The organism is Inmirania thermothiophila (assembly GCF_003751635.1).
In the GTDB taxonomy this organism is placed as follows: Bacteria; Pseudomonadota; Gammaproteobacteria; order DSM-100275; family DSM-100275; genus Inmirania; species Inmirania thermothiophila.
The window spans coordinates 38,398-61,190 of sequence record NZ_RJVI01000002.1; the positions used below are offsets into that span (position 1 = coordinate 38,398).

The following is a 22,793-nucleotide window of genomic DNA, read 5'->3' on the forward strand; positions in this document are numbered from 1 at the left end:
CAAGGCGCCGGCGGGGGCGTGCGCCCCTTGAAGCCGGCCCGGCCCGCCCCCATGATGCGGCCGGCGCCGGCGCGGCCCGCCGCCGTCCACCGACCGAGGGATCCCGATCCATGGCATCCGAACAGTCCGAGCAGGCGATGCAGACCGTCACCGTACCCGTGCTTCCGCTGCGGGACGTGGTCGTCTTCCCGCACATGGTCATCCCCCTCTTCGTCGGGCGGGAGAAGTCGATCCGCGCTCTGGATGCGGCCATGCAGGCGGACAAGCGCATCCTCCTGGTGGCGCAGAAGAGCGCCGAGATCGACGATCCGAGGCCCAAGGACATCCACGGCTTCGGGACCCTCGCCACCATCCTGCAGCTGCTCAAGCTCCCGGACGGCACCGTCAAGGTGCTGGTGGAGGGCGTCGAGCGGGCGCGCGTGCGCACCTACGTCGAGACCGAGCGGATGTTCGTGGCCGAGGCCGAGCGCGTCCCCGAGGCGCCGCTCGCCGACGAGCGCGAGGCCGAGGTTCTGGTGCGCACGGTGACCGAGCTCTTCGACCAGTACGTCAAGCTCAACAAGAAGATCCCCCCCGAAGTCCTGAGCTCGCTCGCCGGGATCGGGGATCCGGGCCGGCTCGCCGACACCATCGCCGCCCATCTCGTGCTCAAGATCGAGGGCAAGCAGCGGCTGCTGGAGCTCGCGGAGGTACGCCAGCGCCTCGAGCACCTGATGGGGGTGCTCGAGGGCGAGATCGACATCCTCCAGATGGAGAAGCGCATCCGCTCGCGCGTCAAGCGGCAGATGGAGAAGAGCCAGCGCGAGTACTACCTCAACGAGCAGATGAAGGCGATCCAGAAGGAGCTGGGCGAGCTCGAGGAGGGCGGCAGCGAGGCCGACGAGCTGCAGCGCAGGATCGAGAAGGCGGGCATGTCCAAGGAGGCCAAGGAGAAGGCCCTCGCCGAGCTCAAGAAGCTACGCATGATGTCGCCCATGTCGGCTGAGGCGACGGTGGTGCGCAACTACATCGACTGGCTCGTGAGCGTGCCCTGGAAGAAGCGCACCCGGGTCTCGCGCGACCTCGCCCAGGCCGAGCGCGTGCTCGAGGCCGACCACTACGGGCTCGAGAAGGTCAAGGAGCGCATCCTCGAGTACCTGGCGGTGCAGCAGCGGGTGGAGAAGCTCAAGGGGCCGATCCTCTGCCTGGTGGGGCCGCCGGGCGTGGGCAAGACCTCGGTGGCGCAGTCCATCGCCCGCGCCACCAACCGCAAGTTCGTGCGCGTCTCCCTGGGCGGGGTGCGCGACGAGGCCGAGATCCGCGGCCACCGGCGCACCTACATCGGCGCCCTGCCGGGCAAGATCATCCAGAAGCTGGCCAAGGTGGGCACGCGCAACCCCCTGTTCCTGCTCGACGAGATCGACAAGATGTCGATGGACTTCCGCGGCGATCCGGCCTCGGCGCTGCTGGAGGTGCTCGACCCGGAGCAGAACCACACCTTCAACGACCACTACCTGGAGGTGGACTTCGACCTCTCCGAGGTCATGTTCGTGGCCACCGCCAACACCCTGAACATCCCGCCGGCGCTGCTGGATCGCATGGAGGTCATCCGCCTGCCCGGCTACACCGAGGACGAGAAGGTCGCCATCGCCGAGCGCTACCTCCTGCCCAAGCAGATGAAGGCCAACGGGCTCAAGGAGGGCGAGCTCAAGGTGACCGAGGCGGCGGTGCGGGACATCGTCCGCTACTACACGCGCGAGGCGGGCGTGCGCAACCTCGAGCGGGAGATCTCCAAGATCTGCCGCAAGGTGGTCAAGGACATCCTCCTGCACCCGCGCAAGGGGCGGCGCCTCGTGACCCCGCGCAACCTGGACCGTTACCTCGGCGTGCGTCGCTTCCGCTTCGGCCGCGCCGAGGAGCGCGACCAGGTGGGGCAGGTGACGGGGCTCGCCTGGACCGAGGTGGGCGGCGAGCTGCTCACCATCGAGGCGGCGGTGATTCCGGGCAAGGGCCGGCTGATCCACACCGGCCACCTCGGCGAGGTCATGCGCGAGTCGATCCAGGCGGCCATGACCGTGGTCCGCTCGCGGGCGGCGGCGCTGGGCATCGACCCCGAGTTCCACCAGAAGTACGACGTCCACATCCACGTCCCCGAGGGCGCCATCCCCAAGGACGGGCCCAGCGCCGGCGTGGCCATGTGCACGGCCTTGGTCTCGGCGCTGACCGAGATCCCGGTGCGCGCCGACGTCGCCATGACCGGCGAGATCACGCTGCGGGGCGAGGTCCTGCCCATCGGCGGGCTCAAGGAGAAGCTGCTCGCGGCCCACCGGGGCGGCATCACCACCGTGCTCATCCCGTGGGAGAACGAGAAGGACCTCGCCGAGATCCCCAGGAACATCCAGAAGAGCCTGGACATCCGGCCGGTGCGGTGGATCGACGAGGTGCTCGAGCTGGCGCTGGTGCGCATGCCGCGGCCGGTGGCGGCCGAGGGCGAGGGGGAGTCGGCGCCGCCGCCGGCCGAGGACAAGGCGGACAAGCCCAAGCGGCGCACGGCGAAGGGCATCCGTGCCCACTGAAGGGGGGCGCGCCGGAGGCCGCAGGCTTCCTTGACAGGCCGGAAAGCGGACCGTTATAAAGCCGACCTGCGCCGGGTGCGGCGCCATGCGACGGCGGGTCGCATCGCGGTGCGCCCGCAGAGACAAAAAGGGGGAATCCATGAACAAAAGCGAGCTCATCGACCGCATCGCCGAGGGTGCGGACATCTCCAAGGCCGCCGCGGCGCGTGCCCTCGATGCCATGGTGCAGGCGGTCACCGAGGCCCTCGCCCGCGGCGAGCAGGTCTCGCTGGTGGGCTTCGGCACCTTCACGGTGCGCCAGCGGGCCGCCCGCGAGGGCCGCAACCCGAAGACCGGGGAGACCATCACCATCGCCGCCTCGCGTGTCCCCGCCTTCAAGGCTGGCAAGGCGCTCAAGGATGCCGTAAACTAGCGCGCCTTCCCGGGGTGCTTAGCTCAGCTGGGAGAGCGTCGCCCTTACAAGGCGAAAGTCGGGGGTTCAAGTCCCTCAGCACCCACCACGGGTGCAGATTTCGGAGTGGTAGTTCAGCTGGTTAGAATACCGGCCTGTCACGCCGGGGGTCGCGGGTTCGAGTCCCGTCCACTCCGCCAACGCTAAGAGGGGCGCCCGAGGCGGGCGCCCCTTTTCTTTGCCCACCGGGGCCTCGAACGGGAGCGGGTTGCGCCGATGCTGCAGTGGATCCGAGATCGCGCCCAGGGCTGGCTCGCCTGGATCATCGTCCTCTTCATCACCGTCCCCTTCGCCCTCTGGGGCGTGAACCAGTACTTCCAGGCCGCCTCGCGGGTGGTGGTGGCCAAGGTGGGCGAGCGCGAGATCCTGCAGGCGGAGCTCGAGCGCGCCTACCGCGCGCAGCGGGAGCGGCTGCGCGAGACCCTGGGGGAGCGCTTCGACGAGCTCGCCCCGGACGAGATCGCGCTCAAGCGCCAGGTCCTCGACGGCCTCATCGAGGGCGAGGTCCTGCTGCAGGCGGCGCGCGAGGCCGGGATGCGCCTGGGCGACGTCCAGGTGGCGCAGTTCATCGCCTCCAACCCCGCCTTCCAGCGCGACGGGCGCTTCGACCGGGGGCGGTACGAGGCCTTCCTCGCGCGCCGCGGAGAGAGCGCGCCGGCCTTCGAGGCGGGCCTGCGCGGCGCCCTCGTGCGCGAGCAGCTCGCCCTCGCCGTGCAGGGGACGGCGCTGGTGGCGGCCGCCGAGGTGGACGAGGCGTTGCGCCTGCAGCTCGAGCGGCGCGACCTGGTGCTGATCCGGGTGCCGGTGGCCCGCTTCGCCGAGGCCGCGGAGGCGACCGAGGCCGAGATCGCCCGCCACTACGAGGCGCACAAGGACCGCTACCGCGAGCCGCGCCGCGTCAAGGCGGCCTATCTGGAGCTGTCGGTGGAGGCGCTCGCGCGGGATGTGCAGGTGAGCGAGGAGGCCCTGCGGCAGGCCTACGAGGAGGGCCGCGACCGCTTCGTCACCCCGGAGGAGCGGCACGTGCGCCACATCCTGGTCGCCGTGCCGCCGGATGCGGACGAGGCCACCGAGGCGGCGGCGCGCAGCAGGATCGAGGCCGTGCGGGCCCGCATCGAGGCGGGGGAGGACTTCGCCGAGGTGGCGAAGGAGGCCTCGGAGGATCCGGGCTCGGCCCCCCAGGGCGGGGATCTGGGCTGGATCCAGCAGGGGATCATGGACCCGGCCTTCGAGAAGGCCGCCTTCGCGCTCCCCTCCGGCAAGGTGAGCGAGCCCGTGCGCAGCGCCTTCGGCTGGCACCTGATCGAGGTGCTGGAGCGGCGGGGCGGCGAGGGCCGGCCCTTCGAGGCGGTGCGCGAGACGCTGGCCGAGGAGCTGCGCCGGCGCCAGGCCGAGCAGCGCTACTTCGAGCTCGCCGACCGGCTCGCGACCCTCGCCTACGAGAACCCGCAGTCGCTGGAGCCCGCGGCCGAGGCGCTGGGCCTTGCGGTGAAGACCACCGACTGGTTCTCGCCGGAGCAGGGCGCCGGCATCGCCGCCGATGCGCGCGTGCGCGCCGCGGCCTTCTCGGCCGCGGTGCTGGAGGAGGGGCTCAACAGCGACCCGCTGGAGCTCGCCCCGGACCGGATGGTGGTGCTGCGGGTGATCGAGCAGCGGCCGGAGCGGGTGCGTCCGCTGGAGGAGGTCCGCGACGAGGTGGCCGCCGCGGTGCGCGCCGAGAAGGCCGCGCGCGAGGCCGAGGCCCTGGCGGAGCGGCTCCGCGGGCGGCTCGCGGCGGGGGAGGATCCGCAGCAGGTGGCGGCGGCGCAGGGCCTCGCCGTGGAGCGCCGCGATGGGGTCGGCCGCGACGGCGGCGGGCTTTCGCCGGAGGTGGCCGAGGCGGCGTTCCGGCTGCCGGGGCCCGGTGCCGGGGCGGTGTCGTGGGGGGTGGTGGCCCTCGGCGGCGGGGACCGCATGGTGGTGGGCGTGGCCCGCGTCCAGCCCGGGGATCCCTCGGCGGCGGACGCCGAGCTTCGGCGGCGGCTGCGCGAGGCCATCGCCGAGGGGCGCGGGCGCGACGAGCTCGCCGGCCTGGTGGGCCGCCTGCGCCAGCAGCTCGGCGTGCGGATCTTCGAGGAGAACCTGTAGCCGGCGCGGCGGGCGCGCGCCGCCCGCCCCTCAGTCGGTGCCGGCCTCGGAGAGGCCCATCGCGGTGACGTTGTAGCCGGCGTCCACGTACAGGATCTCCCCCGTGATCCCCGCGGCGAGGTCGGAGCAGAGGAAGGCGGCGGCGTTGCCCACGTCGTCGATGGTGACGTTGCGGCGCAGCGGCGCGTGGCGCTCGGCGTAGTCCAGCAGGCGGCGGAAGTCGCGGATCCCGGAGGCGGCCAGGGTGCGGATGGGGCCGGCCGAGATGGCGTTGACGCGGATCCCGCGGGGGCCGAGGTCGGCGGCGAGGTAGCGCACGCTGGCCTCGAGGCTGGCCTTGGCCAGGCCCATGACGTTGTAGTGCGGGATCGCGCGCACGGCACCGAGGTAGGTCAGGGTGAGGAGGGCGGCCTCGCGGCCCGCCATCATCGGCAGCAGGGCCTTGGCGAGGGCGGTGAAGCTGTAGCTGGAGACCTCGTGGGCGATGCGGAAGCCCTCGCGGGTGACGGTGTCCACGTAGGCCCCCTCCAGCTCCTCCTTGGGCGCGTAGGCGACGGCGTGGACGAGGATGTCGAGCCCGTCCCAGCGTGCCCCGAGCCCGCGGGCCAGGGCCTCGAGGTCCTCGTCGCGGGTGACGTCGCAGGGCAGGAGCAGATCCGAGCCCAGCTCGGCGGCGAGCTCCGCGACGCGGCGGCGCAGCTTGTCGTTCTGGTAGGTGAAGGCGAGCTCGGCGCCCTCGCGGTGCATGGCCCGGGCCACCCCCCAGGCGATGGAACGGTTGGAGGCGACCCCCACGATGAGGGCGCGCTTGCCGGTCAGGAATCCCATGGTTCTTCCTCCCCCGCTGAGACCTGCCGCCCCGGGCTGCGGGATATAATCGCCGCCGTCATGCGGTCGCGGACCCAGCCCCGGCGCCGGCGCAAGGGCGGCATTATACCGATCGCGCGGTGGGGCGCGGCGATGGCGGCGGCGCTCCTTGCCGCGGGCTGCAGCGACCGGCCCTGGAACAGCCCCTATCCGGTGGAGGAGGCGGGGCGCCCGATCCTCTACGCCTCCTTCCAGGAGCGGCCGAAGCACCTCGACCCGGCGCGCGCCTACAGCGCCAACGAGTACGCCTTCATCGCCCAGATCTACGAGCCGCCGCTGCATTATCACTACCTCAAGCGGCCCTACACCCTGGAGCCGCTGGCGGCGGCGGCGATGCCCCGCGAGATCCTCCTCGACGGCGCGGGGCGGGTGCTCCCCCCCGATGCGCCGCCCGAGGCGGTGGCCTTCACGGTGTACGAGATCCGCATCCGCCGCGGCATGCGCTACCAGCCGCATCCGGCGCTCGCCCGCGACGATGCGGGCCGTCTGCTCTATGCGCGGGCGCCGCCGGAGCTGCTGCGGCGGGTGCGCCGCCTCGCCGACTTCCCCCGCAGCGGCACGCGGGAGGTGACGGCGGCGGACTTCGTGCACCAGATCAAGCGCCTCGCGCACCCCGCCCTGCACTCGCCGATCCTCGGCCTCATGGCCGAGCACATCGTGGGGCTTGCCGAGCTCGCCGCGCGGCTTCGGGCCGACTGGGAGGCGGGCGGGCGCGGCTTCCTGGACCTTGGGCGCTACCGCCTCGAGGGCGCCGAGGTGGTGGACCGCTACACCTACCGCATCCGCATCCGCGGGCGCTACCCGCAGATGATCTACTGGCTCGCGATGCCCTTCTTCGCACCGGTGCCGCCGGAGGCCGACCGCTTCTACGCCCAGCCGGGGCTCGCCGAGCGCAACATCACCATGGACTGGTACCCCATCGGCAGCGGCCCGTTCATGCTGGTGGAGAACAATCCCAACCGGCGCATGGTGCTCGCGCGCAACCCGAACTTCCACGGCGAGGCCTACCCCGTCGAGGGCGCGCCCGGGGACGAGGCGCGCGGGCTGCTGCGCGATGCCGGGCAGGCGCTGCCCTTGGTGGAGCGCGCCGTCTACAGCCTGGAGAAGGAGGACATCCCGTACTGGAACAAGTTCCTGCAGGGCTGGTACGACGTCTCGGGGATCAGCTCCGACAGCTTCGATCAGGCGGTGCGCATCGGCGGGCGCGGCGAGGCCGAGGTCAGCCCCGCCCTTGCCGCCCAGGGGATCCGGCTGCTCACGGACGTCGCCCCGTCGATCTTCTACCTCGGCTTCAACATGCTCGACCCGGTGGTGGGGGGCGGGTCGGCGTCGGCGCGTCTGCTGCGCCGGGCGCTCTCCATCGCCATCGACTACGACGAGTACATCGCGATCTTCCTCAACGGCCGCGGCATCGCCGCCCAGGGCCCGATCCCGCCCGGGATCTTCGGCCATCGCCCGGGGGCGGCGGGTGTCAACCCGTATGTCTACCGCTGGGTGGACGGGCGGCCGGTGCGGCGGGGCCTCGACGAGGCGCGCGCCCTGCTCGCGCAGGCGGGCTACCCCGACGGGCGCGATCCGCGGACCGGGCGGCCGCTGGTCCTGCACCTGGACGTCACCGCCACGGGTCCTGAGGACAAGGCGCGTCTGGACTGGTTCCGCAAGCAGTTCGCCAAGCTGGGCATCCAGCTCGTGATCCGCGCCACCGACTACAACCGCTTCCAGGACAAGATGGCGCGGGGCGACGCCCAGATCTTCCTCTGGGGCTGGAACGCCGACTACCCCGATCCCGAGAACTTCCTCTTCCTGCTCTACGGGGCCAACGGCAAGGCGGCCCACGGCGGGGAGAACGCGGCCAACTACGCGGACTCCGAGTTCGACCGCCTCTTCGAGCGCATGCGCGCGATGCCCGACGGCCCCGCGCGCCAGGCGGTCATCGACCGCATGGTGGAGATCGTGCGCCGCGACGCGCCGTGGGTGTGGGGGCTGCACCCGAAGCGCTTCCTCCTGCACCACGCCTGGTACGGCAACGCGAGCCTCAACGCCATGGCCAACGACACCCTCAAGTACGTGCGCATCGACCCGGCGCTGCGCGAGCGGCTGCGCGGGGCGTGGAACCGGCCCGTGCTGTGGCCGCTGGGGGTGGCGCTGGGGCTGCTGGCGGCGGCGGTGCTCCCGGCCTGGGCCGCCTATCGGCGGCGCGAGCGGCGCACCGCCTTCGGGGAGGGCGGGGCATGACCGCTTACCTCGTCCGCCGCCTGCTCTACGCGGTGCCGATCCTGCTCGGCGTCAACCTCATCACCTTCGTGCTGTTCTTCGTCGTCAACACGCCGGACGACATGGCCCGCATCCACCTCGGGGTCAAGCGCGTCACCCCCGAGGCGATCCAGCAGTGGAAGCACGAGCGCGGCTACGACCGGCCCCTGCTCTACAACCCCGAGGCCGAGGGCCTGGGGCGGTTCACCGAGACCGTCTTCTTCCAGAAGTCCCTGGGGCTGTTCCTGCTCCGCTTCGGCCGCTCGGACGCCGGGCGCGACATCGGCGAGGACCTGCGCCAGCGCATGGGGCCGAGCCTCGCCATCGCGGTGCCGGTCTTCCTCGTGGGGCTCGCCACCAACATCGCCATCGCCCTCTTCATCGTCCTCTTCCGCGCCAGCTACCTGGACGCCTGGGCGCAGGTGGCGGCGGTGATCCTGATGTCGATCTCGCCCCTCTATTACGTCATCGCCGGCCAGTACCTGATCGGCCGGCTCATGCGGCTGGTGCCCATCTCGGGCTTCGGCGACGGGCTCGACGCCTGGCGCTTCCTGATCCTGCCGGTGGCGGTGGGGGTGGTCTCGGGCATCGGCTCGGGGGTGCGCTGGTACCGCACCTTGTTTCTCGAGGAGATTCACCGCGAGTACGTGCGCACCGCGCGCGCCAAGGGGCTCGCCGAGCCGCGCGTGCTCTTCGGCCACGTCCTGCGCAACGCCCTGATCCCGATCCTCACCGGGGCGGTGGTGATCCTGCCCATGCTCTTCCTGGGAAGCCTGATCCTGGAGTCCTTCTTCGGCATCCCTGGGCTCGGCAGCTACACCATCGACGCCATCGCCGCCCAGGACTTCGCCATCGTCCGCGTCATGGTCTTCATCGGCTCGGTCCTCTACATCCTCGGGTTGATCGCCACCGACGTGGCCTACACCCTGGCGGACCCGCGGGTGCGGCTGCGATGAGCGCGGTGGGCTGGCAGCCGGTGCTGCTGTGGACCGACGCCCTCGTGTGGGGACTCGCGCTGGCGGTGCTGGGGCTGGCGCTCGGGCTGCGCCGCAGCGGTGCCGCCCGCGAGACCTGGGGCCGCATCGTGGGCCGGCCCCTGGGGGCGGCCTCGGCGGTGGTGCTTGCGGCCTACGCCGGGGTGGGGCTCGCCGACTCGGTGCATCTGCGCGGCCCGGACGGCGCCGTGCTCAGCGTGCTGGACCTGGCGCTGACGCCGCTGCGCACCCATGTGGAGAAGACGTACTCGGCGCCCTTCGCCCTGCGCCAGCTCAGCGGCGAGATGGTGCAGCGCCCCGACGGGCGGGTGGAGCGGGTGCGCCCCCGCCTGCGCTTCGGCGGGGCGCACCTGCGCGACGAGGCCGGGCGGGCGGCCGACATCGCGCGCCGCGGCGGCCTCGGCGCCGCGGCGGGGCTCGCGGCCGGGGCGCTGGCGCTCCTGCCTGCGGCGTGGGCGCAGCGGGGCCGGCGGTGGAGCGCGGCGGCGCGGGCGGGGGCGGCGACGTGGCTTGCGCTGGGGGTGCTCGCCGGCGCGGTGGCGGCGCTTGCGCCGCACTACCACGTGCTGGGCACGGACAAGGTGGGCGAGGACGTCCTCTACCAGGCGCTCAAGGGCGTGCGCACGGGGCTCGTGATCGGCACCCTGACCACCCTCGTGATGCTGCCCTTCGCCGTCGCCCTCGGCACCGCCGCCGGCTACTTCGGCGGGCGGGTGGACGACCTGGTCCAGTACACCTACACGACCCTCAGCTCCATCCCCGGGGTGCTCCTCATCGCCGCCGCGGTGCTCATGCTCCAGGTCTACATGGGGACCCATCCGGAGGCGTTTCCCACCAACGAGGCCCGCGCCGACGCGCGGCTGCTCTTCCTGTGCGTGATCCTCGGCGTGACCAGCTGGACCCACCTGTGCCGGCTGCTGCGGGGCGAGGCCCTGAAGCTGCGCGAGCTCGACTACGTCGCCGCGGCCCGCGCCCAGGGCGCGGGCCACCTGCGCATCCTCGCCCGCCATGTCGTCCCCAACGTCTGGCACATCGTGCTCATCACCGTGGTCCTCGACTTCAGCGGGCTGGTGCTGGCCGAGGCGGTGCTGTCCTATGTCGGCGTCGGCGTCGACCCGACCATGGAGAGCTGGGGCAACATGATCAACGGCGCGCGGCTGGAGCTGGCGCGCGAGCCGGTGGTCTGGTGGTCGCTTGCGGCCTCGTTCCTGTTCATGTTCGGGCTCGTGCTCGCGGCCAACGTCTTCGCCGACCACGTGCGCGACGCCCTCGACCCGCGCCTGCGGGCCGGCCTGGCGGGAGGGAGCGGATGAGCGCGGAGGCGCTGCTGGAGGTGCGCGGGCTTGCGGTCCGCATCGGCGAGGGGGCGCGCGCGGTGCGCCCGGTGGACGGGGTCGATCTCGCGGTGCGGCGCGGCGAGGTGGTGGCGCTGCTCGGCGAATCGGGCTGCGGCAAGTCGATGACGGCGCTCGCCCTCATGCGGCTGCTGCCCGAGCCCGGCGGGCGCGTCGTCGCGGGCAGCGTGCGCCTCGCCGGCGAGGAGCTCCTCACCCTGCCCGAGCACGCCATGCGGCGGCTGCGCGGCGGGCGCATGGCGATGATCTTCCAGGAGCCCATGACCGCCCTCAATCCCGTCCTCACCGTCGGGCGCCAGATCATGGAGAGCCTGGCGGTGCACCGAGGGCTGCGCGGGACGCAGGCGCGGGCGCAGGCGGCCGAGCTTCTCGCCGCGGTGGGCATCCCCGACCCGGCGGCGCGCCTCGACGCCTGGCCGCATCAGCTCTCGGGCGGCATGAAGCAGCGCGTCATGATCGCCATGGCGCTCGCCGGCGAGCCCGAGCTCCTCATCGCCGACGAGCCCACCACGGCCCTCGACGTCACCATCCAGGCCCAGGTGCTGGATCTGCTGCGCCGGCTGCAGCGCGAGCGGGGCATGGGCATGCTGCTCATCACCCACGACCTCGGCGTGGTGGCGCAGACGGCGGACCGGGTCGCGGTGATGTACGCCGGCGAGATCGTCGAGGAGGCCCCCCGCGGGCGCTTCTTCCACCACCACGCCCACCCCTACACCGCGCGGCTCTTCGCCGCCCTGCCCGACCCGGCGCGGCGCGGCGAACCCCTGGCCGTGATCCCCGGCATGGTCCCGCCGCTGGACCGCCCCTTCGAGGGCTGCCGCTTCGCCCCGCGCTGCGCGCGGGCGGACGGGCGCTGCCGGGCCGAGGCCCCGGACTGGCGCCGGCTCGCCGACGATCACCGCGTGCGCTGCCACCACCCGGCGGAGCCCGCCCCGGCGCGGCCGCCGCGCCCGGCACCGGCCGCGGGCACCGCCGCGGCCGGGACCCTGCTCGAGGTCGAGGGGCTGCGGGTGCACTTTCCGGTGCGCCGCGGGCCGCTGCGCCGTCCGGCCGCCTGGGTGCGGGCCGTCGACGGCGTCGATCTCGCGCTCGCCGCGGGCGAGACCGTGGCCCTCGTGGGCGAGTCCGGCTGCGGCAAGACCACCGTGGGCAAGGCGATCCTGCGCCTCGTGGAGCCCACCGCGGGCCGGGTGCGCTTCGACGGCGTGGAGCTCACCACGCTGCCCGCCCGGGCGCTGCGGCGCCGGCGGCGCGCCCTGCAGATGATCTTCCAGGATCCCTATGCCTCCATGAACCCGCGCATGCGGGTCGGGGACATCGTCGCCGAGGGCATGGTGGTGCAGGGCGTGGGCGGCGGGCGCGAGGGGCGCCGCCGGCGTGTGGCGGAGCTGCTGGAGGCGGTGGGGCTGCCGCCGGAGGCGGCGGCGCGCTTCCCCCACGAGTTCTCGGGCGGGCAGCGCCAGCGCATCTGCATCGCCCGCGCCCTCGCCGTGGAGCCGCGGCTGGTGGTCTGCGACGAGCCCACCAGCGCGCTCGACGTCTCGGTGCAGGCGCAGATCCTCAACCTCCTGCGCGAGCTGCAGGGGCGGCTGGGCCTCGCCTACCTCTTCATCACCCACAACCTCGCGGTGGTGGGCTATCTCGCCCAGCGGGTGGCGGTGATGTACTTGGGGCGCATCGTGGAGGAGGGCGGGGTCGAGGCCGTGCTCACCCGGCCGGCGCACCCCTACACCCAGGCCCTGCTGGCCGCGGTGCCGCGCCCGGTCCCCGGGCGGGAGGCGCCGGCCCTGCGGCTCGCCGGCGAGCCGCCCTCGCCGCTGAGCCCGCCCGCGGGCTGCCCCTTCCATCCGCGCTGCCCGGAGGCGCGTCCGGCGTGTGCGCGCGCGCTGCCCGCGGTGCGCGAGCTCGGTACCGGCCACCGCGTCCGCTGCCTGCTCTACTGAGGCGGCTCAGCCCCCGCCGTGGTGCAGGTGGAGGGCGGTGGGGCAGCAGCGCTCGTACGGCTCGACCCCATCGCGGCGCTCGTACCAGGCGCGGGTGGCGTTGACCATGCGCACCGCGGCGAGCATCACCGGCACCTCGATGAGGACCCCGACCACGGTGGCCAGGGCCGCGCCCGACTCGAAGCCGAAGAGGGCGATGGCGGTGGCCACGGCAAGCTCGAAGAAGTTGCTCGCGCCGATCAGGGCCGAGGGCCCGGCGACGCAGTGGGGCGAGCGCACGGCGCGGTTGAGCAGATAGGCCAGCCCCGAATTGAAGAAGACCTGCACCAGGATGGGCACGGCGATGAGCGCGATCACCAGCGGCTGGGCGAGGATGAAGCCGCCCTGGAAGCCGAAGAGCAGCACCAGCGTCGCCAGCAGGGCGACCAGCGAGACCGGGCCGAGGGCGCGGATGGTGGCCTCCAGGCGGGCGACGCCGCCGGGACGGGCGAGGAGCCGGCCGCGCCAGACCGCCGCCGCGGTCAGCGGCACGACGATGTAGAGCAGCACCGACAGCAGCAGCGTCTCCCACGGCACGGTGATGGAGGAGACGCCCAGCAGCAGGCCGACGATGGGGGCGAAGGCGAAGACCATGATGACGTCGTTGAGGGCCACCTGGGAGAGGGTGAAGTGCGGCTCCCCGCGCATCAGATGGCTCCAGACGAAGACCATCGCCGTGCAGGGTGCGGCGGCGAGGATGATGAGCCCGGCGATGTAGCTGTCGATCTGCTCCGCCGGCAGCCACGGGCGGAAGAGCTGGCCCAGGAACAGCCAGCCCAGCGCCGCCATGGAGAACGGCTTGACCAGCCAGTTGACGAAGAGGGTCACGCCCACCCCGCGCCAGTGCCGGCGCACCCCGCGCAGCGCCCGCAGGTCGATCTTCAGCAGCATCGGGATGATCATGAGCCAGATGAGCACCGCCACCGGCAGGTTGATGCGGGCCACCTCGAGCCGGCCGAGGGCCTGGAACAGGCCCGGGAAGCGCTGCCCGAGGAGGATGCCGGCGCCGATGCAGGCCAGCACCCACACGGTGAGGTAGCGCTCGAAGATGCCCATGGGGGCGCCCGCCTCGCGGCGGGCCGTCGCCTCGCACTGTGCGCTCACGTCTCGTGCTCCTCGTCCAGCGTGTCCAGCAGGTCCTCGACCCGGCGCCGGATCTCGTCCCGCGTCGCCCGGAAGACCGCCATCACCTCCGCCTCGCTGCCCTGCGCCCGCGCCGGGTCCTCCAGAGGCCAGTGCAGCCTGCGCGTGCCCGGCGGCAGGGTGGGGCAGTGCGCGTCGGCGTGGCCGCACACGGTGACCACCAGATCGGCCCACGCCAGCATCTCGGGGGTCAGGCGCGTGGACTCCTGGTCCGAGATGTCCACGCCCGCCTCGGCCATGACCGCGATGGCGCGCGGATTCTTGCCGTGGGCCTCGATCCCCGCCGACTGCACCTCGACACGGCCGCGCCCCAGCGCCCGCAGCCAGCCCTCGGCCATCTGCGAGCGGCAGCTGTTGCCCGTGCACAGGAAGAGGACGCGCGGCACCCGACGCGGCATGCGCGGCTCCCCCGGGTCAGGCGCAGCGGCGGGCCGGCGGCCGCTGCGGCATGGTCTGGAGGCGGGCGCGGTCGGCGGCGAGGACCGACCCCGCGAGCACCTCCGTCGTGGTCTCCACGATGCGGCGCGCCCACGGGGCCAGATCGCGGGCCACCGAGTAGAAGACCCACTGGCCCTCGCGGCGCGCCTCGAGGATGCCGAGGTCGCGCAGCAGCGCCAGATGGCGCGAGATGCGCGGCTGCGCGAGATCGAGGGCGTGGGTCAGCTCGCAGACGCAGAGCTCGCCCTCGGCGGCCAGCAGCAGCACGAGGCGAAGGCGGGTGCCGTCGGCGAGGGCGCGGAAGAGCTCCTCGGGGGTGCGCGGCATGTCGTCACCAGTGGATGGGAATATCCGCATATTCTGCCCGCATCCGGGCGGGGCGGCAAGACCTCGCACCGTGCGGAAGGGGGTGGCCGCATCCGCCCCGGGGGTGTCGGTGCTGCTATGCTTGGGCGGAGGCGTCAGGGACCGGTGCATGGCCAGGGGCGGGCACGGGATGGCAGCGGCATCGAGGGACGAGGGACGGCGGGGTGTGGCGCGGTGGCCGCTGCCGATCCTGGTCGTGGGGATCCTCCTGAGCCTTTCTGCGGGCGGGCTCGTCGAGGCGCTGGTGCGGGTGGAGCAGGCGGAGGCCGCGCGCGCCGAGCGCGATGCCCGCGCGCTGCGGCTCATGAACCGCGTCGAGCGCTCCCTGGCGCGGCTGTGGGAGGCGGCGCGGCTTGCCGCCATCGCCCTCGAGACCCCACCGGCCCGGGCCTCGGGCTTCCAGCGGCTGGCCCGCCACCTGCTGGTGGGCGAGCCCGGGATCGGGGCGGTGGGCTGGGCGGGGGCGACCGAGGCCCTGGTGGTGCGCGAGGGCGCCTCGGGGGCGGCGGCGGTCCTCTACCGGGCCGCGCTGGAGCCGGAGGGGGGACCCCTCTGGTTCGTGCCCGCCGGCGCCGGCGAGGCGCCGTGGCTGGGCACGCTGGCGCTGCGCACCGGGGATGGCGTCCTCTGGGTCGTCGTGGGCGCGCCCGAGAGCGATGCCGGGCTGCGGGTCGCCCTCGAGGGGCGCGGCGACGGGCTCGCCGCCGGCTGGCGGGTGCTGCTGCGGCGCGTGGTCTCGCTCCCCGGGGCGGAGCTTCCCCTCGCCGTCCATGGGGCGCCCGTCGTGCCGGCGGGGGCGTGGCCTGCGAGCGCGGCGGTGGCGGCGCTCGGCCTTGCGGTGACGCTCCTCGTCGCCGGGCGCGAGCGCCGGCGCGCGCTGCGCCTCGCCGCCCTCGGCGAGGACATCCATCGCATGAGGCGGGTGCGGCAGGCCCTGGAAGGACGCCTCGGCTGGACGGAGGCGGCCCTCGCCGCGGGCGGGGTCGCGGTATGGCGTTCGGACCCCTGGGGCCGCGGCCGCTGGTCGGCGGCGGCGGGGGCGATGCTGGGCCTCGGCGCGCATGCCCGCATCCGCCATCGCGACCAGGTGCTGGCGCGGGTCGACGGCACCGACGCGCGGGCGGTGCGCGAGACGCTGCGGGAGGCGGTGGCGCGGCGCCGCGGCTACGTCGTCGAGTACCGGGTGCGGCGTCCCGACGGCGCGGTGCGGCGGGTGCGCGAGAAAGGGGCGTGGACGGACGCCGCGGGCGGCGGGCTCGTCGGCGTCATGCTGGATGTGACGGAGCTGCGCCGCCGCGAGCTCGACCTGGCGCGGGAGAACCGCGCCCTGAGGCTGCAGCGGCGGGGCGCCGAGGCGCTGGCCGCCGCGCCCGGGGGGGCGGGCGGCGCCCGCGTCCTGGCGCAGGCGCTGGTGGAGGAGGGCGGCTACGCCGCGGTCTGGGTCGCACGGGCCGAGCCCGGCGCGGCCCTCGCCTGGGCCGGCGGTGCGGCGAAGGGGGTGGACGTCGCGGCGCTGGGTCCGGGCCGCGTCCCTGCCGGCCCGTGGCGCGAGGCCCTGCTCGGCCGCGCCGTCCACGTCGACGATCTCGCCCGCATCGGCAGCGGCGAGCCCTGGCGCGAGGAGGCCTTCGGCCGGGGGCTGCGTGCCGCGCTCTTCCTCCCGGTGCCGTGGGGGCGGCGGGTCGTGGGCGTGCTCGCGCTGTACCGGGCCGAGCCGGGGGCGTGGGACGAGGGCGAGCTTGCCCTGCTGGGGGCGCTCTGTGAGGACCTCGGCGCCGCCCTCGCCGCCGCGGTGCGCGGGGCCGGCGGGGCGGCGGGCTGAGGGCCGCTTGCGGCGGTGGGGGCTTCCCTGTACCCTGCGCCGGGTCGATGGCCGGCTTGTGCCGGTCCCCCCGCGACGATACGCTGTGAACCCGGTCAGGCCCGGAAGGGAGCAGCCGTAGCAGCGGACTCGGGCGCCGGGGTGCGGCTGGCACGAGCGGCCGCCCATTGCGGGCGCCGGGCCCGGGCGGGCCCGGCCCGCCACTCCATCGGCGATCGTCCTTCATGAGCTATCTCGCACTGGCCCGCAAGTGGCGCCCCCGCCGGTTCGAGGAGGTGGTGGGGCAGGAGCACGTGGTGCGCGCCCTCGTGCACGCGCTGGACAGCGGCCGGCTCCATCACGCCTACCTCTTCACGGGCACCCGCGGCGTGGGGAAGACGACGCTGGCGCGGATCCTCGCCAAGGCCCTCAACTGCGAGGAGGGGGTGAGCGCCGCGCCGTGCGGGCGCTGCACGAGCTGCCGCGAGGTGGACGCGGGCCGCTTCGTGGATCTGATCGAGGTGGATGCCGCCTCGCGCACCAAGGTCGAGGACACGCGGGAGCTCCTGGACAACGTCCAGTACGCGCCGAGCCGCGGCCGCTACAAGGTGTACCTCGTGGACGAGGTGCACATGCTCTCGGCCCACAGCTTCAACGCGCTGCTCAAGACCCTCGAGGAGCCGCCGGAGCACGTCAAGTTCCTGCTCGCCACCACCGACCCGCAGAAGCTGCCGGTGACCGTGCTCTCGCGCTGCCTGCAGCTGCACCTGAAGCGGCTGCCGCGCGAGCGCATCGCGGCGCAGCTCGGGCGCATCCTGCGCGAGGAGGGGATCGAGCACGAGGAGGCGGCGCTGGTGCGCCTGGCGCGGGCGGCGGAGGGGAGCATGCGCGATGCGCTGAGCCTGCTCGACCAGGCCATCGTCCACGGCGCCGGCGCGGTGCGCGACGCCGACGTGCGGGCCATGCTCGGCGAGGCCGAGGGGGGACGCCTGAAAGCGATCCTCGAGGCCCTGGCCGAGGGCGACGGGGCGCGGCTGCTGGCGGTGGCGCGGGAGGTGGCCGACGAGGTCGCCGACTGCGAGACCGTGCTCGCGGACCTCGTGGGGCTGCTGCAGGAGGTGGCGCTGGCGCAGGTGGTCCCGGAGAGCGCCGAGGGCGCCCTCCACGACCCGGAGACGGTGCGCGAGCTGGCGGCGCGGTTTAGCCCCGAGGCGGTGCAGCTCCACTACCAGATCGCGCTCACGGCCCGCGCCGACCTCGCCCTGGCCCCGGATCCGCGCACCGCCTTCGAGATGACGCTGGTGCGGATGCTGGTCTTCCGCCCCGAGGGGCTGGCCACGCGCGTCCCCCCGGGCGGGACGGCGGACCAGGGCGGGCCGCGCCCGCCCCGGGTCGAGCCCGTCGGTGCGCAGGCCCCTTCGGCGAAGCCGGCCGCACCGCTGCAGGTCGCGGCGGGCGCGGGCGGCGGCGGGGACTGGGGGGCGCTGGTGGAGGCCTCGGGGGTGCGCGGCATGGCGCGGGAGCTGGCCCTCAACTGCGTCCTCGAGGCGCGCGACGACAGGCGCATCCGGCTGCGCCTCGACCCGGCGCGGGCGCAGCTTCGCAGCGCCACCGTGGAGGGGCGGCTGCGGGCGGCGCTGGCGCGGCATCTCGGGCGCGAGGATCTGCGCCTCGAGATCGTGGTCGCCGAGCCCGAGGCGGAGACCCCGGCGCAGCGGCGTGTGCGCGAGGCGCGCGAGCGCCAGGCGGCGGCCGAGGCCGCGATCCGGGAGGACCCCGTGGTGCAGGGGCTGCAGGCCGTGCTCGATGCGCGCATCGAGCACGGCAGCGTGCGTCCGCGGGACGGTGGGACGGATGCCAGAGGAGGCGAGTGAGCGATGCGTGGAGGCTTGGGCAATCTGATGAAGCAGGCCCAGAAGATGCAGGAGGCCATGCAGAAGGCGCAGGAGGAGATCGCCGCGCTGGAGGTCACGGGCGAGGCCGGCGGCGGCCTGGTGCGCGTGACCATGAGCGGGCGGCACGAGGTGCGCCGCGTGGCCATCGACCGCGGCCTGCTCGCCGACGACGATCCCGAGATGGTGGAGGATCTGGTGGCGGCGGCGTTCAACGACGCCGCGCGCCGGCTCGAGGAGGCGATCCAGGCGAAGTTCTCGGGCCTCACCGCGGGCATGGGGCTGCCCGCGGGCCTGAAGCTGCCATTCTGAGGGGATGGCCGCCGCCTCGCCCCTCATCGAGGCGCTGATGGAGGCCCTGCGGGTGCTGCCCGGGGTCGGGCCCCGCTCGGCGCGGCGCATGGCCTATCATCTGCTGGAGCGCGATCGCGAGGGCGGGCGGAGGCTAGCGCAGGTCCTGCGCGAGGCGATGGAGCGGGTGGGGCGGTGCGAGGCGTGCCGGACCCTCACCGAGGAGCCCCGCTGCCGGCTCTGCGCCGGGAGCGGGCGCGACCGCAGCGTGCTCTGCGTGGTGGAGACGCCGGCGGACGTGGAGGCCATCGAGGCCGCAGGGGTCTACCGCGGGCTCTACTTCGTCCTCATGGGGCGGCTCTCGCCCCTGGACGGGATCGGCCCGCGCGAGCTCGGTCTGGACCGGCTCGAGGCGAGGCTGCGGGGCGGGGAGGTGCGCGAGGTGATCCTGGCCACCAACCCCACGGTGGAGGGCGAGGCCACGGCGCACTACATCGCCGAGATGGCGCGCGCGGCCGGCGTGCGGGCGACGCGCATCGCCTGCGGGGTCCCCCTCGGCGGGGATCTGGAGTACCTGGATGCGGGGACGCTGTCGCACGCCCTCGCGGGGCGGCGCGAGGTGGCCGACGAGGAGTGAGCCATGAGCGAAGAGTGCCTCTTCTGCAAGATGGTGGCCGGCGAGATCCGGCCCGACGTGGTCTACGACGACGAGCACGTGCTGGCCTTCCGCGACATCAACCCCCAGGCGCCGGTGCACGTGCTGGTGGTGCCCAGGCGGCACGTGGCCACCCTCAACGACCTCGAGGAGGCGGACGCGGCGCTTGCGGGGCGGCTGTTCCTCGCCGCGCGCCGGGTGGCCGAGCAGGAGGGTGTCGCCGAGGACGGCTACCGCACCGTGGTCAACTGCAACAAGGCCGGCGGCCAGCTCGTCTTCCACCTGCACATGCACGTGCTCGGCGGCCGCCAGATGGGCTGGCCCCCCGGCTGAGCAAGGCCCCTCACCCGGCGACGATGCGGCGGTAGCTCGCGAGCCGCTCCGGGTCGAGGGCGCCGCGCGCGGCCGCCGCTTCCACCGCGCAGCCGGGCTCGCCGAGGTGGCGGCAGTCGGCGAAGCGGCACGCCGGGGCGAGGCGCGCGATGTCCACGAAGCCCCGCGCCACCTCCCGCGGCTCCGTGGTCCACAGGGCGAAGGCCCGCACCCCGGGCGAGTCGATGAGGTCGCCGCCGCGCGGCAGGTGGTAGAGGGTGGTGGCGGTGGTGGTGTGGCGGCCGAGCCCGGTGGCCTCGGACAGGCGCCCGATGCGGATCGGAAGGTCCGGGAGCAGCGCCTTGACCAGCGACGACTTGCCCACCCCGGACTGGCCCACGAGGATGCTGGTCCGCCCGGCCAGCAGCGCCGCCAGGGCGTCGATCCCGGAGGCGGTGCACGTGCTGGCGAACGCCACCGCGTAGCCCATGTCGGCGTAGGGGGCGAGCCGCGCCCGCCAGTCGGCGCGCGCCGCCTCGTCCAGGAGGTCCGCCTTGTTGACGAGGACGGCGGCGCCGATGCCGCACAGCTCCGCCGCCGCCAGGTAGCGGTCCAGGAGGTGGCGGTCGAAGGGCGGCTGCGGCGCCACCACCACCACCACGCGGTCGAGGTTGGCGGCGACGGGGCGGGGCCTGCCGCGCCGGTCCGGGCGCAGCAGCACGCCGTGGCGCGGCGCCACCGAGACCACCACGCCCTGGCCCGAGCCGTCCGGGACCCAGCCGACGCGGTCGCCGCAGACGACGTCGCGCAGACGGGCGCGGGCGACGCAGCGCACCACCGTCCCGTCCCCCCCCTCCACGGCGAGGAAGCGGCCGTAGTTGGCGAGCACCAGGCCGCCGCGCTCCTCCCCCGCGCCCGGTCCCGCCTGGCGCCGGCGCGGCGGCGGGTGCGCCCGCCTCAAGCCGCCCCCTCCCGGCTCACGCCTCCTCCACCAGCCGGTCCACCTTGGCGGCGCAGATGAAGTCGTTCTCGGACAGCCCCCCGACGGCGTGGGTGCTCCAGGTCACGGTGCACCGTCCCCAGCCCACCGCGAGCTCCGGGTGGTGGTCCTCGCGGTGGGCGACCCAGGCCACGGCGTTGACGAAGGCCATGGTCTCGTGGAAGTTCGCGAAGCGGAAGGTGCGCCGGATGGCACGGCCGTCGTCGGTGAGGGCCCAGCCCTCGGCCAGCCGCCCGAGCAGGTGCCGCGCCTGCGCCGGCTCCAGCGGCGGCGTCCCGCCCTCGCACGGCCGGCAGCGTCTCTTCGCCAGATCGTCGCTCATCGCCTTGCCTCCTCGCGGGGCGCCTGCGCCCGTGGCGCCGCCCCGTCCTGCGGCAGTGTAGCCCCGAGCCAGCCCAGGCGCTCGGCCGGGGGCGGATGGCTGTCGTGCCAGGCCGAGTAGAGCGGGTCCGGCTGCGCCGCCGCGCTGTCCTCGTAGAGGGTGAGCAGCGCCCTGCGCAGCGGCACGCGCCCGACGACGGCTGCGGCGTAGGCGTCGGCCTCGCGTTCGTGGCGGCGGCTGACGGCGTGGACGAGCGGGGTGAGCGGGGCGGCGAGCCAGGGACCGGCGACGACGATCAGGAGCAGGGTCCCGTGGGGGGCGGGCCGGGCGGGTCCGAGCCCGCTCTGGAGCCACGGCTGCGAGGCGAGCCAGCCGAGCAGGGCGAGGCCCGCGAGCGAGACGGCGGCGGCGAGCGCGAGGCGGCGGCGGATGTGCCCGAGGCGGTCGTGGCCGAGCTCGTGGGCGACGACGGCGAGCACCTCCTCCGGGCCCAGGCGGGCGAGCAGGGTGTCGAAGAGGACGACGCGGCGGGCCGCGCCGAGGCCGGCGAAGTAGGCGTTGCCGTGGGCGCTGCGGCGCGAGCCGTCGGCCACCAGCACCTCGCGCGCCCGCAGCCCGCAGCGGCGCAGCAGGTCCCGGATGTGCTCGGACAGGGTCGGGTCCGCGAGCGGCCGGTGGCGGAAGAAGAGCGGCGCGATGAGGACCGGGAAGATCCAGGCCAGGAGCAGGTTGAGGGCCATCCAGAGCAGCCACACCCAGAGCCACCACGTGCGCGGGGCCGCGGCCACGAGCCACAGCGCCGCCGCCGCCGCAGGGCCGCCGAGGACGACCGCGAGGGCGGCCATGCGCCCGAGGTCGGCGAGGAAGAGGCGCGGCGTGGTGCGGTTGAAGCCGAAGCGCTCCTCCACCACGAAGGTCCGGTACGCGGCGAGGGGCAGGTGCAGCAGCGCCGACAGCAGCGCGAAGGCGCCGACCACGGCGAGGCCCAGGGCGAGGCCCTCGAGCCCCGCCGCCCGGCCTGCGCGGTCGAGGGCGTCGAGGCCGCCGCCCACGGTCCAGGCGAGCGCCAGCACCGCCTCCTGCACCGCGGCGACGGCGCCGAGACGGGCCCGCGCCGCGCCGTAGTCCGCGGCCCGCGGGCCCTGGGCGCGCCGGCGTGCGAGAAAACGGACCTGGCGCGCGGCGAGGGCGAGCTCCACCGCCGTCACCGCGGCCACCAGGGCCGAGAACGCCGCCGCCGCCGGGTTCACCGTGCGGCCTCTGCTACAATCGCCGGGCCCTGCCGGCGGAGATCAGCTCGAGAGCCTGTCATGAGCGAAGCAAGCGAGGCGCCCGGCGCCGACCGTCTCATCTGGATCGACCTCGAGATGACGGGCCTCGACCCGGCGCGCGACACCATACTCGAGATCGCCACCGTGGTCACGGATGCGCGGCTCGAGGTGGTGGCGGAAGGGCCGGTGCTGGCCATCCACCAGCCCGACGAGGTGCTCGCCGCGATGGACGAGTGGAACCGCCGCCATCACGGCGCCTCGGGCCTCATCGCGCGCGTCCGCGCGAGCACCGTGACCCTGGCCGAGGCGGAGGAGCGCACCCTCGCCTTCCTCCGCCGGCACGTCCCCGAGGGCGCCTCGCCCATGTGCGGCAACAGCATCTGCCAGGACCGCCGCTTCCTCGCCCGCCTCATGCCCCGCCTCGAGGCCTATTTCCACTACCGCAACCTCGACGTCAGCACCCTCAAGGAGCTGGCGCGCCGGTGGGCGCCGGAGGTGGCGGCGGCCTTCCGCAAGGACCCGGCCCACCTCGCCCTCTCCGACATCCACGACTCCATCCGCGAGCTGCGGCACTACCGCGATCATCTCCTGCGGCTTCCCTCCTGAACGCCGTCCCCCGGCACGGCTTGCAAGGCAAAAGAAGCGTCTACATAATCCAGTTCAAGTTGGATAAGAAAAAGATAAAAGAACCACCGAGGATCAGACCAAAAAAACCGA

At 74.2% G+C, this 22,793-nt stretch carries 20 protein-coding genes, 2 tRNA genes and 1 other RNA gene; 16 read left to right on the top strand and 7 right to left on the bottom strand.

Annotated features, from left to right (window positions below; all coding sequences use genetic code 11):
• The first annotated feature begins 110 nt into the window (after positions 1-110).
• The 5 genes from lon (at position 111) to EDC57_RS05870 (ending at position 5,133) form a co-directional block, all read left to right on the top strand.
• On the top strand, positions 111-2,555 hold the full coding sequence (gene lon, locus EDC57_RS05850) for an endopeptidase La (RefSeq protein ID WP_123400980.1): 2,445 nt from the start codon (positions 111-113) through the stop codon (positions 2,553-2,555).
• A gap of 139 nt (positions 2,556-2,694) precedes the next feature.
• Positions 2,695-2,967 carry an HU family DNA-binding protein gene (locus EDC57_RS05855; RefSeq protein ID WP_123400981.1) on the top strand — a complete coding sequence of 91 codons (273 nt, stop codon included), beginning with the start codon at positions 2,695-2,697 and terminating at the stop codon, positions 2,965-2,967.
• 12 nt (positions 2,968-2,979) lie between these two features.
• A tRNA-Val gene (locus EDC57_RS05860) sits at positions 2,980-3,055 on the top strand.
• A 14-nt stretch (positions 3,056-3,069) separates the two neighbouring features.
• Positions 3,070-3,146 (top strand) — tRNA-Asp (locus EDC57_RS05865).
• A 76-nt stretch (positions 3,147-3,222) separates the two neighbouring features.
• Positions 3,223-5,133, top strand: coding sequence for a SurA N-terminal domain-containing protein (locus EDC57_RS05870; protein WP_123400982.1), 1,911 nt, complete (start codon positions 3,223-3,225; stop codon positions 5,131-5,133).
• Between the two features lie 30 nt (positions 5,134-5,163).
• Here the strand turns inward: EDC57_RS05870 and EDC57_RS05875 are convergent, their stop codons facing one another.
• Positions 5,164-5,961, bottom strand: a complete 798-nt coding sequence (locus tag EDC57_RS05875) for an enoyl-ACP reductase FabI (protein WP_123400983.1) — start codon at positions 5,959-5,961, stop codon at positions 5,164-5,166.
• A gap of 132 nt (positions 5,962-6,093) precedes the next feature.
• Here EDC57_RS05875 and EDC57_RS05880 point away from each other — a divergent pair, with 132 nt between their 5' ends.
• Genes EDC57_RS05880 through EDC57_RS05895 form a run of 4 tightly spaced genes read left to right on the top strand, consistent with a single transcriptional unit; the run spans position 6,094 to position 12,546 of the window.
• Positions 6,094-8,235: an ABC transporter substrate-binding protein gene (locus EDC57_RS05880; protein ID WP_123400984.1), complete on the top strand. Its 2,142-nt coding sequence runs from the start codon at positions 6,094-6,096 to the stop codon at positions 8,233-8,235.
• On the top strand, positions 8,232-9,209 hold the full coding sequence (locus EDC57_RS05885; protein ID WP_123400985.1) for an ABC transporter permease: 978 nt from the start codon (positions 8,232-8,234) through the stop codon (positions 9,207-9,209). The genes EDC57_RS05880 and EDC57_RS05885 overlap by 4 nt, the downstream gene beginning before the upstream one ends.
• Positions 9,206-10,561, top strand: a complete 1,356-nt coding sequence (locus tag EDC57_RS05890; protein ID WP_425454792.1) for an ABC transporter permease — start codon at positions 9,206-9,208, stop codon at positions 10,559-10,561. The genes EDC57_RS05885 and EDC57_RS05890 overlap by 4 nt, the downstream gene beginning before the upstream one ends.
• Positions 10,558-12,546, top strand: a complete 1,989-nt coding sequence (locus tag EDC57_RS05895; protein ID WP_123400987.1) for an ABC transporter ATP-binding protein — start codon at positions 10,558-10,560, stop codon at positions 12,544-12,546. The genes EDC57_RS05890 and EDC57_RS05895 overlap by 4 nt, the downstream gene beginning before the upstream one ends.
• A 6-nt stretch (positions 12,547-12,552) precedes the next feature.
• Here EDC57_RS05895 and arsB read toward each other — a convergent pair whose 3' ends face one another.
• Genes arsB through EDC57_RS05910 form a run of 3 tightly spaced genes read right to left on the bottom strand, consistent with a single transcriptional unit; the run spans position 12,553 to position 14,493 of the window.
• The gene (arsB, locus tag EDC57_RS05900; RefSeq protein ID WP_211331910.1) at positions 12,553-13,689 is read right to left on the bottom strand and encodes an ACR3 family arsenite efflux transporter; all 1,137 of its coding nucleotides are present in this window, start codon (positions 13,687-13,689) and stop codon (positions 12,553-12,555) included.
• Entirely contained in the window at positions 13,686-14,126 is a 441-nt protein-coding gene (arsC, locus tag EDC57_RS05905; protein ID WP_123400988.1) for an arsenate reductase (thioredoxin), read from the bottom strand. Before arsC ends, arsB begins: the two co-directional genes overlap by 4 nt.
• 16 nt (positions 14,127-14,142) lie before the next feature.
• On the bottom strand, positions 14,143-14,493 hold the full coding sequence (locus EDC57_RS05910) for a metalloregulator ArsR/SmtB family transcription factor (RefSeq protein ID WP_123400989.1): 351 nt from the start codon (positions 14,491-14,493) through the stop codon (positions 14,143-14,145).
• A gap of 205 nt (positions 14,494-14,698) precedes the next feature.
• Between EDC57_RS05910 and EDC57_RS13310 the strand changes: the two genes are divergently transcribed.
• The 6 genes from EDC57_RS13310 to EDC57_RS05940 all read left to right on the top strand — a co-directional run bounded on the left by EDC57_RS13310 (position 14,699) and on the right by EDC57_RS05940 (position 19,504).
• The gene (locus EDC57_RS13310) at positions 14,699-16,354 is read left to right on the top strand and encodes a GAF domain-containing protein (protein ID WP_123400990.1); all 1,656 of its coding nucleotides are present in this window, start codon (positions 14,699-14,701) and stop codon (positions 16,352-16,354) included.
• 59 nt (positions 16,355-16,413) lie between these two features.
• Positions 16,414-16,510: signal recognition particle sRNA small type (ffs, locus tag EDC57_RS05920), an RNA gene on the top strand.
• Between the two features lie 68 nt (positions 16,511-16,578).
• On the top strand, positions 16,579-18,207 hold the full coding sequence (dnaX, locus tag EDC57_RS05925) for a DNA polymerase III subunit gamma/tau (protein WP_123400991.1): 1,629 nt from the start codon (positions 16,579-16,581) through the stop codon (positions 18,205-18,207).
• A 3-nt stretch (positions 18,208-18,210) separates the two neighbouring features.
• Complete coding sequence (locus EDC57_RS05930) at positions 18,211-18,537, top strand: YbaB/EbfC family nucleoid-associated protein (protein ID WP_123400992.1); 327 nt, start codon at positions 18,211-18,213, stop codon at positions 18,535-18,537.
• Positions 18,538-18,541: 4 nt separating this feature from the next.
• Entirely contained in the window at positions 18,542-19,153 is a 612-nt protein-coding gene (gene recR, locus EDC57_RS05935) for a recombination mediator RecR (protein WP_123400993.1), read from the top strand.
• A gap of 3 nt (positions 19,154-19,156) precedes the next feature.
• Positions 19,157-19,504 carry a histidine triad nucleotide-binding protein gene (locus tag EDC57_RS05940; protein ID WP_123400994.1) on the top strand — a complete coding sequence of 116 codons (348 nt, stop codon included), beginning with the start codon at positions 19,157-19,159 and terminating at the stop codon, positions 19,502-19,504.
• A 10-nt stretch (positions 19,505-19,514) separates the two neighbouring features.
• Here EDC57_RS05940 and rsgA read toward each other — a convergent pair whose 3' ends face one another.
• Genes rsgA through EDC57_RS05955 form a run of 3 tightly spaced genes read right to left on the bottom strand, consistent with a single transcriptional unit; the run spans position 19,515 to position 22,055 of the window.
• Entirely contained in the window at positions 19,515-20,444 is a 930-nt protein-coding gene (rsgA, locus tag EDC57_RS05945) for a ribosome small subunit-dependent GTPase A (protein WP_123400995.1), read from the bottom strand.
• A gap of 16 nt (positions 20,445-20,460) precedes the next feature.
• A complete protein-coding gene (locus EDC57_RS05950) occupies positions 20,461-20,805 on the bottom strand; it encodes a 4a-hydroxytetrahydrobiopterin dehydratase (RefSeq protein ID WP_123400996.1) in 345 nt (114 codons plus the stop codon).
• Positions 20,802-22,055: a M48 family metallopeptidase gene (locus EDC57_RS05955; RefSeq protein ID WP_123400997.1), complete on the bottom strand. Its 1,254-nt coding sequence runs from the start codon at positions 22,053-22,055 to the stop codon at positions 20,802-20,804. The genes EDC57_RS05950 and EDC57_RS05955 overlap by 4 nt, the downstream gene beginning before the upstream one ends.
• A gap of 60 nt (positions 22,056-22,115) precedes the next feature.
• On the opposite strand from EDC57_RS05955, the gene orn reads away from it, so the two are divergent.
• Positions 22,116-22,682, top strand: coding sequence for an oligoribonuclease (gene orn, locus EDC57_RS05960; RefSeq protein ID WP_123400998.1), 567 nt, complete (start codon positions 22,116-22,118; stop codon positions 22,680-22,682).
• Positions 22,683-22,793: the final 111 nt, after the last annotated feature.